Source organism: Clostridium paraputrificum (genome assembly GCF_900447045.1).
Taxonomy (GTDB): Bacteria; Bacillota; Clostridia; order Clostridiales; family Clostridiaceae; genus Clostridium; species Clostridium paraputrificum.
Map to the genome: position 1 here is coordinate 1163842 of NZ_UAWH01000014.1, position 17448 is coordinate 1181289.

Sequence of the window (17448 nt, forward strand, 5' to 3'; positions counted from 1 at the left end):
CTGTTATTTTGATGAGGTGAGGTAGTGAAGAAGTATAACAAGCTAGTAAGAGATAAGATTCCTGAAATTATAAGAGCTGATGGCAAGGAATGTGAGGTTAAAATAGCTGAAGGTAAGGAGAAGTATGAGTTCCTTGAGAAGAAACTTATGGAAGAGGTTAATGAATTTTTAGAAGATAAGAATTTAGAGGAACTTGCGGATGTTATGGAGGTTCTTTTTGGACTTGCTAATGAACTTGGGTGTAGTGAAGAGGATTTGATTAGGAAAAGGGAAGAGAAGAAGGGGGAACGTGGTGGATTTAAAGATGGGGTTGTTTTAAAAGGTGTAAGGTAGTTTAAAGGAAGACTGGTGAATTGATATGGAAGAGGTTATTAAATTAATAGAAGATGGAATAGAAAATGATCATGTTGATTTTAAAGCAAAAGATTATAACAAAAATAACAAGGTTGATTTTATTAAAGATATCAATGCAATGGCAAATTCAAATTATGATGGAGATAAGTACATTATTGTGGGAATTAAAGATCATAAAGAAAAAGAACGTGAAATTATTGGAATAGAGCTAAATAAAGAGTCGGCTGAATTTGAGCAATTAATTCACGAGAATATAGAGCCAACAATAAAGGTTGAATATAGAACTTTTATATACGATGATAAATTAATTGGGTATTACAAAATTTTAAAAGAAAATAAAGATAAGCCGTATATGGTGAAAAAGAGCTATAGTAATAGCGGGAAAACAATAAAAGCAGGAGAATGTTATGTTAGGAAAAATTCTATTAATACAATAGCCTTAAGATATGACTTTGACATGTTTTATAAATCGAGAAATGAAGTGAAATTAAGTATTAGAGGAAAATTTATTTGTATAAATACAATTGAGAGTAATTATGAGCTTGCTCCACCAGTTTTTGCTCCATTAGAAATAGAGATATTTAATAAGTCGGTATATAAAGTGATTTTTAAAGGCGGTTACTTAAAAGTTAAAAACAGTTCTAATGAAGAATTATGTTTAGTTGGTGTAGTTGGATACGATAAAAAGTATCAAGGAGCTGATTTTAAATTAGAATTAAATGCTAGAGATAGGTATTATGGTGACATATTATTAGGATTTGGCTCAAATGATTGTGTAGCTTTAGGTTTAGATGGATACGGTGAAAGTACAGAAAAATATAAATTTGAATTAATGCTTTTTGATACAGAAGGAAATGAATATATAGCGTATAGTAATGAGTGTTTTATTATAGCTAAAGGAAATATTCTCCATAAGGTAAGACTCTTAAGTGGATATAAAGAAGAGGGATTTATAGATAGAATATTAAAAAGAAAGTGATTTCAGTAAAAATAGTGTATTTATTTTACTATGGCTTTAAAGTTAAAAAATTCTTAAGCAAGGTACTTTCTATATTATGATATAAGAGAATCTATTTAAAGTAAGATTAGTTGAGAATATTGATACAGCTTTGCAAATAATAAGCTAAAAAATAAAAATTAAATATAAGTATGTTTAATTGATTATATAAGAGAGGGTGAGCGTTATTAAAACTTTAGATAATAAGATAAACAAGATAGGAGATGAACTAAAGGATAATATAGAAAAAGGAAGTAAGATATCGATAATTGCGTCATATTTTTCTATATATGCTTTTAAAGAGTTAAAGAAAGAACTAAATAAAATAGATGAACTAAGATTTATTTTTACAGAGCCAATGTTTAAAGAAGAAAATATTGATGAAAGAAGAAGCTATTCATTAAAGCAAATTAGTAGTGAAGAACTATTTCCGGGAAATAAATATGAGTTGAGATTGAGAAATGAACTTACACAAGCTAGTATAGCTAAGGAGTGTGCGGAGTGGATTAAGGAAAAGGTTCAATTTAAAGCTTCTAAGTTTCAAGGAGTTGTTGGCAGTAAGTTTATACATATAAAAAATAGTAGAAAAGAAGATTTACTTATTAACAATACAAATGATTTTTCAGCTAGTGGCTTAGGTTATACAAAGTCAGATCAAATGATATTTGCAAATTCCATAAATGATAAAACCATGACAAGCCAAATGCTTCAAATGTTTGATATGTTCTGGTCAAATGAAGCGATGCTAGAAGATATCAAAAGCAGAGTTCTTGATAGTATAGAGAAAATATATAAAGAAAATACACCTGAGTATTTGTATTTTGTGACTTTATATAATATATTTAGAGATTATTTAAATGAGCTAACAGAGGATAATATAGTTAAATCTAAAACTGGTTTTAAAGATACAGTAATATGGAATAAACTATATAAGTTCCAAAAAGATGGTGTATTAGGTGCTATAGATAAAATAGAAAAATATAATGGGTGTATTATTGCAGATAGTGTTGGGCTTGGTAAAACTTTTTCAGCTTTAGCAGTTATTAAGTATTATGAATTAAGAAATGATAGAGTATTGCTGCTTTGCCCTAAAAAATTAAGAGATAATTGGCTTGTTTATACGCAAAATGATAAGAGAAATATATTAGTTGATGATAGATTTAATTATGATGTTTTAAATCATACCGATTTAAATAGAGATAGTGGAATGTCTGGTGATATTGATTTATCAACTATTAATTGGAGTAATTATGACTTAGTTGTAATTGATGAATCACATAACTTTAGGAATAATTCAGCAAGAAATAACACAGAAACAAGATATTCTAGATTGATGCAAGAAGTTATAAAAAAGGGAGTAAAAACAAAAGTTTTAATGCTTTCAGCAACTCCTGTTAATAATAGAATGAATGATATAAAAAATCAAATTGCATTTATGACAGAGGGAAGAGATAATGCATTTGAAGAAGCAGGTATAAGAAGTATAGAGCTTACTTTAAGAAAGGCTCAGACTATTTTCAATAGATGGAGCAATTCTGAAGAAGAAGATAGAACTTTAGATAATTTCTTAGAGCAAATGAATGCAGATTATTTTAAACTTCTAGATCTTGTTACAATAGCACGTTCAAGAAAACATATAGAAAAATATTACAATGTAAAAGAAATAGGTAAGTTCCCTGAAAGAATGGAACCATTAAACATTAAATCAGATATAGATTTAGCTGGAGAGTTTCCAAAACTTGAGGAAATAAATAAAGAAATAATGAGACTTAAATTAGCTGCGTATTCACCATTGTCATATGTATTACCAAGTAAAAAAGCTGAATACAGTAAAAAGTATGATATAGAGGTTAAAGGAGGAGTGTCTGTTTTTAAACAGACTGATAGAGAAAACAGTATAATTCATTTAATGAGAGCTAGCATATTGAAGAGAATGGAAAGCTCTATTCATTCATTTGGATTAACAATAGCTAAAGTGTTAAAACAAGTAGATTCATTAATAGAAAAAATAGAAAAAGATAATGAAAATTATGATCCAACTATTAATATTAATGATATAAATATAGAGGATAATGATTTAGATAATTTATTGATAGGAAATAAAGTTAAAGTTCTTATACAAGATGTAGACAAAATTAAATGGAAGCAAGATTTAGAATATGATAGAGAAAAGTTACAACACTTACTATTTGAAGCAGCTAAAGTTACTAAAAGAAATGATGATGCAAAGCTTAGTGACTTAAAAAAAGTATTAGATGATAAAATTTCTAATCCTATAAATGAAGGAAATAGGAAGGTTATAATATTTACAGCTTTTGCAGATACTGCAGAATATTTATATGAACAGATAATGCCATGGGTAAGAGAAAAATATGGTTTATATACAGCTCTTGTTGTAGGAGCTGGAGCTAATAAAACTAATCTTAAAGGAATAAAAACAGATTTAAATGGAATATTAACTAATTTTTCACCTAAATCGAAAGAGCGAAATAAAATTAATCTTGACTTTAGTGAAGAGTTAGATATTTTAATAGCTACGGACTGCATATCAGAGGGGCAAAATCTTCAGGATTGTGATTTCTTAATTAATTATGATATTCATTGGAATCCAGTTAGAATAATTCAAAGGTTTGGAAGAATAGATAGAATCGGCTCTACAAATAAGAAAATTAGATTGGTAAACTTTTGGCCTAATATGGAGCTAGATGAATATATAAATCTTGAGGCTAGAGTAAGTGGTAGAATGGTACTTTTAGATATATCAGCAACAGGTGAAGAAAATATAATAAGTACAGATGAAAAGAAAAAGATGAATGATTTGGAATATAGAAAGAAACAACTTAAGAAGCTTCAAGAAGAAGTTGTAGATTTAGAAGATATATCAGGAGGAATTTCAATAACTGATTTAACTATGAATGATTTTAAGATGGATTTGATGGAGTATTTAAATGATCATAGAGAAAAATTAGAAAAAGCACCTAAAGGTATGTATGCTATAGTTGATATTCCGGAATCATTAGAAGGGCAGGTTAAGCCAGGAGTTATATTTTGCTTAAAGCAAGTTAACAGTAAAGAAAAAGTTAAAGAGTTTAATAATTCTCTTCATCCTAATTATTTAGTATATGTAAAAAATGATGGAGATGTTATGTACAATCATATGCATAATAAAAAGATATTAGATTTTTATAAAAAGTTATGTAGTGGTAAGGATAATGTATTAGATGAGTTAGTGAATATTTTTAATAATGAAACTAATAATGGTACAGAAATGACTAAATATACAATGCTTTTAGAAAATGGAATAAGTGATGTTATAGGTAAAAAAGAAGAGCAAGGTATGATGAGTTTATTTAGTTCAGGAGGTACTAATTTAATGGGTACAAGCCTAAAAGCAATGGAGGATTTTGAATTAGTATCATTTTTAATAATAAAATAGGGGGAACAGGTATTGGAGAATATAAATGAGTTTTTTGGATTACCTAGAAGTTGCTTAATAGCTAATAGAATGCCTAAAAAGGCTTTCACAGATAATCCAGAGTTTGAATTAAAAAAAGAAGAAAAAGCTATATTAAAAGAAGATATAGATAGTATTTATTTTGAGTATAGCTTAAAATCTATAGTTTTAAATATACCAAAGTATGAAGATGATAATGTAAGATATGAAGAAATAGAAATATTTAAGGTACAGATAAATAATAAAAATAAGTATAGTAAGGTATGTGAGTTACTACAAAAATATATTCAATATCCAATGATTATTATAGTAGAGCATAATAATTGTATAAGAATTAATGCTGCAATAAAGAAGATTAATAAAGTTGATAATAGTAAGTTAATAATAGATGAAATGATATATACAGATTGGATTAATAAAAATGAGTTATCAGAGAAAGAGATGTCATTTCTTAAAAGTTTATCTATTAGTAATTTCAATACTAATAATTTATTCTGTGTGTATGAAGGATATATAAGTTGTATAAAGAATTTTATAGCTGCAAAATTTAAGAATGAATTTAAAATTAAATCTATTAGTAAAGTTTTAAATGATATTGAGGTATTAGAAAAAATAAGCAATTTAGAAAATGAAGTTATAAATTTAAGAAATAATATAAAAAAAGAAACTAATATAGGCGTAAAAGTAGAATTAAATGTTAAAATAAAGAGGATTGAAAAAGAAATTGAAAGTTTAAAATATACTTTAAGTTAGGAGACATAATTATGGAGAGAATGAGTGGAGAAACTTTGAATATAGTTGGAGATAATATTAGAAAGTTAAAAGAAATACTTCCAGAAGTATTTAATGAAGATAAGGTAGATTTTGAAAAGCTAGAAGCTGTTCTTGGAGAATATAAAGATAATGGAACAGAAAGATATAACTTCTCATGGCCAGGAAAATCAAAAGCTATAAGAATATCACAAACACCTTCTACAGGAACATTAAGACCCTGTAAGAAAGAAAGTAAAGATTGGGATACAACACAAAACCTTTATATTGAAGGAGATAACTTAGAAGTTCTTAAACTTTTACAGAAATCATATTATGGAAAGGTTAAGATGATATATATTGATCCACCTTATAATACAGGAAATGATTTCGTATATAAAGATGATTTTAAAGATAATATAGAGAATTATCTTGAGATTACAGGACAAAAGGACGCAGAAGGTAACAAGACTACAACTAATACAGAAGCAAATGGAAGATATCATTCTAATTGGTTAAATATGATGTATCCTAGACTTAAGTTGGCTAGAAATTTATTGAAAGATGATGGTGTTATTTTAATAAGTATAGATGATAAAGAATTATTTAATTTGGAGAAAAGTTGTAATGAGGTTTTTGGAGAAAATAATTATATTGCTTGTTTCCCACGAGTAACAAAAAAAGCAGGGAAATCTACAGAAGCTATTGCTAGAAACAATGACTATATATTAATTTATTCTAAAAGTAATGCTCCCAGAATAAATCTTCCTAAGCATACTGATTCAGGATTTAAATTAAAAGATGAATATTATAATGAAAGAGGATTTTATAAATTAAATCAAACATTAGATTATGATAGCTTACAGTATAGTGAAAGTTTAGATTATCCAATTACAATAGATGGAGAAACTATATATCCAGGAGGATCATATGAAAAATATTTAGAGAGAAAAAGTGGAAAACATGCAAGAGCTGATTGGGCATGGAGATGGAGTAAAAGTTTATTTGATTTTGGATTGGCCAATGGTTTTATTGTAGTAAAAAAGTATGAGAATTATTCTAGAATTTATACTAAAACATATCAAAATGTAACAATAGAGAAGATAAATAATGAATTTAAAATAATTCATAAAGAAAGAACTAGGTCTATCTCTACATTAGAGTTTATTGAAAATGAATTTTCAAATGATAATTCAAAGAAAAATTTATTATCAATTTTTAGTTCAAGTGTCTTTGATTATTCAAAGCCTTTGGAGTTATTAGGAAAATTAGCAATCTATTTCTCTGATAATAATGATATTATCTTAGACTTTTTTTCGGGATCATCTACAACAGCACATGCTGTAATGAAACAGAATGTAGAAGATAGGAAAAATAGAAAGTTTATAATGGTTCAATTGCCAGAAATGTGTGATGAAAAATCAGAAGCTTATAAATCTGGGTATAAAAATATTTGTGATATAGGGAAAGAGCGTATTAGAAGAGCTGGAGATAAAATTAAAGAAGAAAATAAAGATAAAGAAGGAGTCGAAAATTTAGATATAGGGTTTAAAGTATTCAAATTAGATTCTTCAAATATTAATAGATGGGATTCATCTTATGATCAGGATCTAGAACATAATTTATTGTCTAGTATTGATAATATTAAAGAAGGTAGAAGTGAAGAGGACATTCTTTATGAAGTACTTCTTAAATATGGTATAGATTTAAATGTACCAATTAAAGAACATGATATTAATGGTAAGAAAGTATTTGATATAGGTTTTGGTGCTATAATTACTTGTTTAGATGATAATTTAACTTTAGATATAGTTGAAGGAATAGGAAGGTTGAAGGAAGAGTTAGATCCAGATACTTGTAGAGTAGTGTTTATGGATAATGGATTTAGTAGTGATTCGGTAAAAACTAATGCAGTTCAAATATTAAAGAAATTTAATATAGAAGATGTTAAGAGTATATAGGAGGCAGCCTTATGAAAATACAATTTAGTGATAGTTTAGAGTATCAAAAGGAAGCCATTGATTCTATAGTTAATGTTTTTGAAGGCCAGGATGTAGCACAAGACAATTTTACTGTATCTATACATGAACGTAATGTAGGTTTTTTTGAAAATGAACTTGGAATAGGAAATAGGCTTGACATTACTACAGAAGAGATACAAGAGAATATAAATAAAATTCAGATGGAAAATGCTTTACCTAAGACTAATTTTACAGATAGACCTATAAATTTATCAGTTGAAATGGAAACCGGTACTGGTAAGACTTATGTTTATTTAAGAACTATATTTGAGCTTAATAAAAAATATGGCTTTACTAAATTTATAATAGTTGTACCTTCACTTGCTATTAAAGAAGGTGTGTATAAGTCACTACAGATTACAGAAGAACATTTTAAGAGATTATATGAAAATACTATATATAATTATTTTATATATGATTCTCAAAAGTTAGATCAAGTAAGAAGCTATGCTACAAGTTCAAATATTGAAATAATGGTTATTAATATAGACGCTTTCAGAAAGAGCTTTGTTGATCCTACAAAAGAATCTACAGCTAATATAATTCATAGAGCTAATGACAAGTTAAACGGGCATAAACCTATTGAATTTATACAACAAACTAATCCAATAGTAATAATAGATGAACCCCAAAGTGTTGATAGTACTCCTAAATCTAAGGAAGCCATTGCTTCGCTTAATCCATTAGCAGTACTTAGATATTCTGCAACACATAAGGAAAAATTAAATTTAGTTTATAAACTAGATTCAGTAGATGCTTATGAAAAAGAACTCGTAAAACAAATTGAAGTTATCTCAGTAATGCCTAAGGATAGTAATAATAATCCATATGTAAAGCTAGTTAATGCAAATAGTACTAAATCTGGAATTTCAGCTAAAGTTGAAATAGATGTTTTAGATAAAGGAAAAGTAAAAAGAGTAACTAAACCAGTAAAAAAAGGAACGAATTTAGCACAGTTAACAGGAAGAGAGTTATATGAAGGATTTATTATTGATGAAATAAATTGTGAAAAAGGTAAAGAATATATTACTTTTACTAGCAATGATGTATTAATTGAAAAAGGTGAAACTTATGGTGATATAGATCATGATGAGTTAAAAAGAGTTCAAATAAGAAAAACTATAGAAGAACATTTAAATAAAGAATTAAAGCTTACTAAAGAAGGGATAAAAGTATTAAGTTTATTTTTCATAGATAGAGTATCTAATTATAGGGATTATGATGGAGATGGTAATCCTATAAAAGGTAAGTATGCTATTATGTTTGAAGAAGAATATAGAAAGCTTATAAAAAAGCATAAGTATAATACATTATTCATGGATGTAGATATTGATACTATAGCTGAAGAAGTTCATAATGGATATTTCGCTACTGATAAGAAGAAGGATACTAAGGGAAATAATATATATAAAGAAACTAAAGGAAATACTCAAGCAGATGAAGATGCTTATTCTTTAATAATGCAAGACAAAGAAAAGCTATTAAGTTTTGATACTAAACTAAGATTTATATTCTCACATTCAGCTTTAAGAGAAGGTTGGGATAACCCAAATGTATTTCAAATTTGTACACTAAATGAAACAAAGTCTGAAATTAAAAAAAGACAAGAAATAGGAAGAGGATTAAGACTTGCAGTTAATCAAAAGGGTGAGAGAGTATATGGGCATGATATAAACACTTTAACAGTTATGGTAAATGAGTCTTATGAAGATTTTGTAACTAATCTACAAAAAGAAATGGAAGATGAAGAAGGAATTAAATTTGGAATAATAGATAGGTTTATATTCTCCAACATAGTTTATGAGATAACAGACGGAGTTAAAGCTCAAGTTGGAGCAACTGACTCGGAAAAAATATGGAATTACTTAAAAGAAGAAAAGTTAATAGATGCAAAGGGAAATATACAAGAAAAGTTAAAATTAGAAGTAAAGAATAATACATTAAAATTACCTGAAGAGTATAGTAAGTTCGAGCAAATGGTGGTGAAAAAGCTTACAAGGTTCGCAGGAAATCTTACTAATGTTAAAGACGGTACTAAGAAGCAAGAAATTCATTTAAATAAAGAAGTATTTTTAGGACCTGATTTTACTGATTTATGGAATAGAATAAAATATAAAACAACATATCAAGTTGACTTTGACAGTGAAGAACTTATAGTAGAATGCGTTAAAGCAATACAAGAAGATTTAAAAGTAGGAAGCAGTAAAATTGAAGTTATAAAGGCTCAAACAAAGATAGCTGAAGAAGGTGTATCAGCTAAAGAAAAAGATAGAAATTTAGTGGCTGTAAGAGAAAAAGTAGACTTACCAGATATACTCACTTATTTACAGAATGAAACTAATTTAACTAGAAAGACAATAGCTAATATTTTAGTAAAAAGTGGCCGTTTAGAAAGTTTTAAAATAAATCCTAGTAAGTTTATGCAAGAAGTAGCTATTATAATCAAAAGAACCTTAAGTACTTTCATTGTAGATGGGATAAAGTATGAAAAAATAGGTGATGAAGAATATGCAGTGCAAGAAATATTTAAAAATGAGGAGCTTTATGGATATTTAACAGAAGATATAATACCAAGTAAAAGATCTATTTATAATTATATAAAATATGATTCAAATGTAGAAAAGAGCTTTGCTGAGAAGTTAGAAGAAAATGAAAGCGTAAAAGTTTATGCAAAGCTTCCTAATGACTTTAAAATTGATACTCCAATAGGTAAGTATAATCCAGACTGGGCAATACTCATCGAGAAAGATGGAGAAGAAAAACTTTACTTTGTAGTTGAAACAAAGGGAACAGATCAAATTGCATTATTGAAAGATGCAGAAAAAGCAAAGATAAGATGTGCTAAAAAGCACTTTAAAGCATTAAATACTGACATTACAGCAGTACAAGCAAGTTCTTTTGAAGGATTTGTTGAAGATAATGTATATAAATGGTAAAGGAGAGTGAACTTTATGGCAGATATTAAGTATGAAATAGAGAAGGAATTAGGATCTATATCTGAATCACCTAAGGGATGGAAAAAAGAACTTAATTTAATAAGTTGGAATGGTAAAGAAGCTAAATATGACTTAAGAGATTGGGCTCCACAACATGAGAAAATGGGAAAAGGAATAACATTGAGCCTAGATGAATTAAAGTCTCTTAAAGAATTATTAAATAGTATTGAACTTTAAATATAGTAGAAAATATATTTGGGGGCAATATTTGAATGATAAATAATAAAGATAATATAGAAAACTTTTTTAAAATAGTTTGTGAATTAAAGGAATCAATTGATACTATTAAAAATAATGGAGAGTATTTAAGGAATCATCGTTTAACATTAAATATATCTTTGTTAGATTTTTTGTCAAAATCATATAAACCAAAAGAAAGAAGTAACCGTATTAGATTTTGTAGCCTTATTAAGGATATGACTAGCTTAGATTATTTAGATAAAGTTAGTATTCCTCAGCTATATTATTACTTGCAAAAAGATAGCAGCGTAGAATTAAATAAAATTAGAAAATTTGTAGAAATTAAATATAAAGAGATTCCACGTTCCATACCTGTTGATATTAATATGGATATAGAAATAGATACAATTAAGGAAATGTGGCCAAGAAGATACGAATACAATGGTGAAAGAGTATTCTTAGAAATGTTTCAACATATAAATTTACTTTGGAAGGAAAGGAATAACCTTATTCACGAGATGAGGAGAAGAACTTTAGGTGGAAGTTTCTTTGAAGAAAGAGAACGTCCTTATTATGTGCATTTTATGGGTGCATGTGGTGAAAATGGATTTGATAGCGATGAATACTTTGAACTTTGTTATCCAGAAAGAATATATGAGATAATTTTAGATGAGTGTATTATTAATTTAAAAGAATACTTTGTTCAAAGAAATATAGATCCATTTTTATCTTTTAATTCAGACCAATTAATTGCTGTTCAATTGTAATAAATATAATAAAATAAATAGTTTAATGGATTTATAATAACATTTTGATAATGAAATTGTTATTATGAACTAAAGTTAAAAAGGATTAAATAACACAAATATACAAAGAAGCCTGATGTTGTCAGGCTTCTTTAACATTATATAAAATCAAATAAGATTAAATAAAACTAGGTGGATGAGTAATTATTATATGGAAAACAAGTCAATTAAAAAGGAAAAAAGACTGGTTTATAGAATTCTATATCTAAGAAAATCATATAAAAGGTGGAGAAAATGAAACAAGGGTTATATGAGCAAATAATAAACACTAAAATATTAGAAGAATTAGATAGAATAAACAAAGAAAATTTCATAATAGATAAAGAAAACATTGATAAAGAAGAAGCAAAGGTACTTTTATCTCAATATATAGAATCAGTAATACGAAGATCACTAAACTATATTAGAGATAAAGAGAAAGAAAAAGACTATAAGTTATTAAGACAAATTGAAGCTTGTAATAAAATAATCAATATTCTTAGTGAAATATCCGATGAAGAGGATATAAAAAAATATAAAATAGATGAAAATGGAGAAATGCTAACAGCTCTCTATTCAAGAATAAATAATAAAAGGGCACTTACAAAAGAAAAGGCTATAAGACCTGCAACACCTCTTTCTCAAAGCTCTCTATTCACAGGGGCATCATTAGAACCTAATATGTTAAGTGAATTAAATAAAGAGATATTATCCTGTGATAGCATTGATTTACTTGTTTCCTTTGTTAAATGGAGTGGTATCAGATGTCTTATGGATAGTTTAGAAGAGGCTACTCAAGGTGGCAAAAAACTTAGAATCATAACTACTTCATATATGGGAGCTACTGATTTTAAGGCTATTAATGAGTTAAGCAAATTGCCTAATACAGAGATAAAAATATCTTATGATACAGAAAGAACTAGACTTCATGCAAAAGCTTATATGTTTAAAAGAGATACAGGCTTTACTACTGCATACATAGGATCATCTAATCTTTCAAATGCTGCCTTAACTTCAGGGTTAGAGTGGAATATAAAAATTACTGAACAAGATTCCTTTGATATTGTTAGAAAGTTTGAGGCTACCTTTGAAAGTTATTGGAATGATGCAGAGTTTATTTCTTATAAGGGTAGTGATGAAGAGAAAATTAGGTTAAAGAGGTCCCTAAGAAATGAATTAAAAACTGAAGAAAATAAATTTAATTTTACCTTTGATATAAGACCATATTCCTATCAAAAAGAAATTCTAGATAAGCTAAAGGTAGAAAGAGAATTATTTAATAAAAATAGAAATTTAGTAATTGCAGCAACTGGTGTTGGTAAAACTGTTATTTCTGCATTTGATTATAAAAACTATTGCATTGATAATAAGGGGAAAGCTAATAGGCTTTTATTTGTAGTACATAGAGAAGAAATATTAAAACAAGCTAGGGATACTTTTAGGGCTATACTTAAAAACAATAACTTTGGGGATTTAATGGTAGGGGGAAGAACTCCAGATAGCCTAGAGTATTTGTTTGTATCTATACAAAGCTTAAATAGAAAAAGTCTTTATGATGTAACTTCTGATGATTACTATGATTTTATTATAGTTGATGAATTTCATCATGCAGCTGCTCCATCATATCAAAGGTTATTAAGTTATTATAAACCTAAAATATTATTAGGTTTAACTGCAACTCCAGAAAGAAATGATGGAGAGGACATATTTAAATATTTTGATGATAGGATTAGTGCTGAAATAAGATTGCCAGAGGCTATAGATAGAAAGCTACTTTCACCTTTTCAATATTTTGCTGTAACAGATGATGTGGATTTATCTAAATTAAAGTGGAAAAGAAAAGGATATGATATTAGGAAATTAGATAAAGTATATACAGGTAATGATTTAAGAGTAAGCCAAATTGTTACTAGCTTAAACAAATATGTTACAGATATAGATAAGGTAATAGGTTTAGGGTTCTGTGTAAGTAAGGAACATGCAAAGTTTATGGCTAATAGCTTTAATAATATTGGTATTCCTTCTTTAGCCTTAACTGATGAGACTAAAAAGGAAGATAGAAACTTAGCAAAGGAAAGACTAGTAAGCGGAGAGATTAAATTCATCTTTGTAGTTGATCTATATAATGAGGGGGTAGATATTCCAGAAATAAATACAATCCTATTTTTAAGACCAACAGAAAGCTTAACTGTATTTTTACAACAGTTAGGTAGAGGATTAAGATTAAGCGAAGGTAAGGAGTGTCTAACAGTTTTAGACTTCGTTGGACAAGCTCATAAAAATTATAACTTTGAAGAAAAGTTTAGAACTCTTATTGGAAAATCGAATCATTCAGTAAAGGAATATATAGAAAATGGGTTTATAACCCTACCAAAAGGGTGTTATATACAGTTAGAGAAGCAAGCAAAAGAGTATATTCTAAGAAATATTAAGTCAGGAGTTAATAATAAAGCAAAATTAATCTATAAACTTAAAGTATTTAAAGAGGAAACCTTAACTGAGCTTACTTTAGAAAACTTCTTAAAGTATAATAATTTATCTTTAATAGACTTCTATGGTAAGCAAGGAGATAGAAGTTTTTCAAGGATGTTAGTTCTTGCAGGGGTAAGAGATGATTTTTATGATGAAAATGAAATAGATATAACTAAGAAACTTAAGAACTTATTTCATATAAATTCAAGGAGATTAATTGAGTTTATATTTAAGGTGATTAATAATGAAATACCTCTGAATTCATTAAATGAAGAAGACAAATTAATTCTTAACATGATGTATTATACATTCTATAATAATGCGCCAGATAAAGAAGGCTTAGCTTCATTAGAAGATGGAATATTAAAGTTACTTAGAAATAAAACAATGATGGAAGAGGTTTGTGAAATACTAAAATATAATTATAGCAATTTGAACTTTGTTGATAAAAATGTAAACTTAGATTTTATATGTCCTTTAGATTTACATTGTGAATATTCAAGAGATCAGATTATGGCGGCATTTGATTATTTTAATGGTGAAAACAAACCATCCTTTAGAGAAGGAACAAAGTATTTTAAAGATAAACCATTAGATGTATTCTTTGTGACTTTAAATAAGAGTGAAAAAGATTTTTCTCCTTCTACTTTATATGAGGATTATGCTATTAATGAAAAGCTATTTCATTGGCAAAGTCAAAGTACAACCTCTGTAGAAAGTCCTACAGGGCAAAGATATATAAATCATAAGAAGTTTAATAGTAAGGTAGTATTATTTGTTAGGGAATACTCTAATAGAGATGGAATTACTAGCCCATTTACTTATTTGGGATTATGTGAATATAGAAGTCACAGTGGTAGTAAACCAATAAGTTTTATTTGGGAGTTAGAAGAAGAGATTCCTTCATGGTTAATTAATAAAGCAAATAAAAGTATTATTTTGTAATATTTGCAGTTAAAGTATGTTTGAAAAAAGTGGAATTAACGAATGGGAGTAAAATGGGGTTATGTGGAAAAAACTATTTGCTATGCAATTGAAAAATAATGTACCTTTGGACAAGATATCAAAGTATAAGAATAATTATTTACCAAGTAAATTATTTAAATATAGAAGTATAGAAGAATATACAATTGAGGCATTTAAGAATGATTATGCATATTTTAGTAATCCAAAAAGATTTAATGATCCATATGATTGTTTAATAAATATAAATTATAAGGATAATTATAATCTACAAGTTGAAAAAATAGAGCCTCAAAAGAATATTTTAAAGAAATTAATGCTTGAAGCTAGTAATGATGATGCAGAGAATTATAAAATAATAGAAGATATATTGAAACAAATTCCGGAAAAAACAGAAAATGATTTAGAGTTAAAAAGTATGTTTTTTAATTACATTAAAAATAATGATTTTGACAATGATGAATTAGGAATAGAGTATTCTAATTTAAATATTACTGCTACTTCTGTAGAAGGCTATATAGATGAAATTATAAATACTATGCTTAATGACAAGGATAGAATTCAAAAACATGTAGTTAATTCATTCAGAAATGAAATATTAGATAATATATTAAAAGTATATTGTTTGAGTGAAAAAAACAATTCAATTCTTATGTGGAGTCATTATGCTAACAATCATGAAGGTTTTTGTATAGGATATGATATGAAAGAACTTGGTTTAAAAGTTCAGGAGTTGACAATGCCTGTTATTTATTCAAATAAGTTAGTTAAAGAAATAAATGTTGATAATATTTGTAATAATGATTTTTTATATTCTTTGCTTAGCAAATGTGAAGAATGGGAATATGAACAAGAGTGGAGAATTATAGATATTAATAATTTTTTATTAAATAAAATGGATAATTATTTAAAGATGAAACCATCAGAATTATATTTAGGAGCTAAGATAAATTCAAAGGATAAAGCGACTTTAAAGGAAATAGCTGAAAAGAAACAATTAGATGTATATCAAATGGTTATGAGCAAGGATGAATATGTTTTAAAAGCAGTTAAATTATAGGTGAAGAAGTCTTAAACTAAAGAAAAAGAACCATCATATTATAAAAAGTAAATAAGCGATATAATGTGTATATAAACGAAAGATAGCTAGATATCTTTCGTTATTTTTTTGCATATAGGAAGAATTATGGGAATAGGTTGGAGATTTGCACTAAATGACGATGGACAGATTAGTGAAATTAATGATTAAGCATAAAGACTTTTAGAGGTAATCTATTTAAATCCTTAGCTCGCGAGATATGTCAGAATTAATTTGATGAAGTAAGGGATATTATCAAGCCTGTTAGGGTTGAATTTAAGGAATTTGAAATTCTTAATAAAGAAATATCTGAGAAGGAAACACTTAAAAAGGTATTTGGTAGTCATATAAGTTTTTAGAAGGAAATGAATGATAAAAAGAGATATAAGTTTTTTTATAGGGCATATTGTAGATTTTCTATAGTAATTTAGATAAGGAAGGAGGAGTATAAAAGCATAATGTGGTGTTTTGATATTATAAAATGGGATAATTGATAAAAAAAGAATATTATTGTAAAATATAACTTGGTAGATACTAGAACGGGGGGATAATATGTTTAATTCTAATTATAAGAAACAAGCATTAGAAAATTTAGAGAATGAGGGTAAACGTTATGAAAAGTTTTTTATGCAAACTGTAAAAAAAGCTGAAGATTTACATAAAGTGAAAGTGTTTTCAGTTGGTTTAATAGGGAGAGTAGAAAATTTTGTAAATTCCATTACTAATAGTCCTAAGGAGTATAGTAAAAAAATAAGTAGTGCAAACTTAAATAAAGTAAAATTTGATCAAGAACATAATAGGTTAGAAGCTGAAAGTTTAAGGGTAAATAAGGTTTCAGGAGGTGCTGCAGGAGCAGGAGTAATTGCAGGAGCAGGTGTTGCTGCATTTGCTCCATCAGCTGCAATGGCAATAGCTACTACTTTTGGAACAGCATCTACAGGAACGGCTATTTCTGCACTTTCTGGAGCAGCTGCTAGTAATGCAGCATTAGCTTGGCTAGGTGGAGGAGCCTTAGTTGCAGGTGGAGGTGGTATGACCGCAGGAAATGCTCTATTAGCTTTAGCTGGTCCAGTTGGTTGGGCTATAGGTGGAAGTGCATTAGTAGGCAGTGGTTTATTTGCAAGTCATAAAAACAAAAAAATTGCTGAAGATGCAGAAAGAGAATTAGGAAATATATTAGAGGCTAAAGAAGAGCTACTTATATTAGATAAAAAAGTTGATACTCAAAAACAAAGTATTGATAAGTTGAAAAATGGAGTGAGTAGTTTACTAATTAGATCAAAAGCTTTTAAGAAAAGTGATTTTAATTTATTTACCGAAGAAGAAAAGTATCAATTAGGTGAATTAGTTAATTCAGTTTTAGCGTTATCAGAGTTAATTAACGAGAAAGTAAGTTAG

11 protein-coding genes are annotated in these 17448 nt (G+C 27.5%); all 11 read left to right on the forward strand.

What is annotated here, in order from left to right; translation table 11 throughout:
* Positions 1-24: 24 nt before the first annotated feature.
* Positions 25-333, forward strand: coding sequence for a nucleoside triphosphate pyrophosphohydrolase (locus DR024_RS10520; RefSeq protein WP_111918724.1), 309 nt, complete (start codon positions 25-27; stop codon positions 331-333).
* A 25-nt stretch (positions 334-358) separates the two neighbouring features.
* Complete coding sequence (locus DR024_RS10525) at positions 359-1333, forward strand: AlbA family DNA-binding domain-containing protein (protein ID WP_111918726.1); 975 nt, start codon at positions 359-361, stop codon at positions 1331-1333.
* A 196-nt stretch (positions 1334-1529) separates the two neighbouring features.
* Entirely contained in the window at positions 1530-4787 is a 3258-nt protein-coding gene (locus DR024_RS10530; RefSeq protein WP_111918728.1) for a helicase-related protein, read from the forward strand.
* Positions 4788-4799: 12 nt separating this feature from the next.
* Positions 4800-5558 (forward strand): DUF4391 domain-containing protein, encoded by a 759-nt coding sequence (locus tag DR024_RS10535; RefSeq protein WP_111918730.1) that lies wholly within the window; start codon positions 4800-4802, stop codon positions 5556-5558.
* An 11-nt stretch (positions 5559-5569) separates the two neighbouring features.
* A complete protein-coding gene (locus DR024_RS10540; protein ID WP_111918732.1) occupies positions 5570-7516 on the forward strand; it encodes a site-specific DNA-methyltransferase in 1947 nt (648 codons plus the stop codon).
* A gap of 11 nt (positions 7517-7527) precedes the next feature.
* Entirely contained in the window at positions 7528-10512 is a 2985-nt protein-coding gene (locus tag DR024_RS10545) for a type III restriction-modification system endonuclease (RefSeq protein WP_111918734.1), read from the forward strand.
* Positions 10513-10527: 15 nt separating this feature from the next.
* Positions 10528-10749 carry a YdbC family protein gene (locus DR024_RS10550; RefSeq protein ID WP_111918736.1) on the forward strand — a complete coding sequence of 74 codons (222 nt, stop codon included), beginning with the start codon at positions 10528-10530 and terminating at the stop codon, positions 10747-10749.
* A gap of 35 nt (positions 10750-10784) precedes the next feature.
* Positions 10785-11519, forward strand: a complete 735-nt coding sequence (locus DR024_RS10555; RefSeq protein ID WP_111918738.1) for a hypothetical protein — start codon at positions 10785-10787, stop codon at positions 11517-11519.
* A 273-nt stretch (positions 11520-11792) separates the two neighbouring features.
* Entirely contained in the window at positions 11793-14954 is a 3162-nt protein-coding gene (locus DR024_RS10560) for a DUF3427 domain-containing protein (protein ID WP_111918740.1), read from the forward strand.
* A gap of 61 nt (positions 14955-15015) precedes the next feature.
* Positions 15016-16032: a DUF2971 domain-containing protein gene (locus tag DR024_RS10565; protein ID WP_111918742.1), complete on the forward strand. Its 1017-nt coding sequence runs from the start codon at positions 15016-15018 to the stop codon at positions 16030-16032.
* A gap of 570 nt (positions 16033-16602) precedes the next feature.
* The gene (locus DR024_RS10570) at positions 16603-17448 is read left to right on the forward strand and encodes a hypothetical protein (protein ID WP_111918744.1); all 846 of its coding nucleotides are present in this window, start codon (positions 16603-16605) and stop codon (positions 17446-17448) included.

Excerpts from the sequence above, each read along its gene's own strand:
- DR024_RS10555 (WP_111918738.1), top strand. The coding sequence starts at position 10,785 with ATGATAAATAATAAAGATAATATAGAAAACTTTTTTAAAATAGTTTGT.
- DR024_RS10565 (WP_111918742.1), top strand. The coding sequence starts at position 15,016 with ATGTGGAAAAAACTATTTGCTATGCAATTGAAAAATAATGTACCTTTG.
- DR024_RS10550 (WP_111918736.1), top strand. The coding sequence starts at position 10,528 with ATGGCAGATATTAAGTATGAAATAGAGAAGGAATTAGGATCTATATCT.
- DR024_RS10545 (WP_111918734.1), top strand. The coding sequence starts at position 7,528 with ATGAAAATACAATTTAGTGATAGTTTAGAGTATCAAAAGGAAGCCATT.
- DR024_RS10560 (WP_111918740.1), top strand. The coding sequence starts at position 11,793 with ATGAAACAAGGGTTATATGAGCAAATAATAAACACTAAAATATTAGAA.
- DR024_RS10570 (WP_111918744.1), top strand. The coding sequence starts at position 16,603 with ATGTTTAATTCTAATTATAAGAAACAAGCATTAGAAAATTTAGAGAAT.
- DR024_RS10540 (WP_111918732.1), top strand. The coding sequence starts at position 5,570 with ATGGAGAGAATGAGTGGAGAAACTTTGAATATAGTTGGAGATAATATT.
- DR024_RS10525 (WP_111918726.1), top strand. The coding sequence starts at position 359 with ATGGAAGAGGTTATTAAATTAATAGAAGATGGAATAGAAAATGATCAT.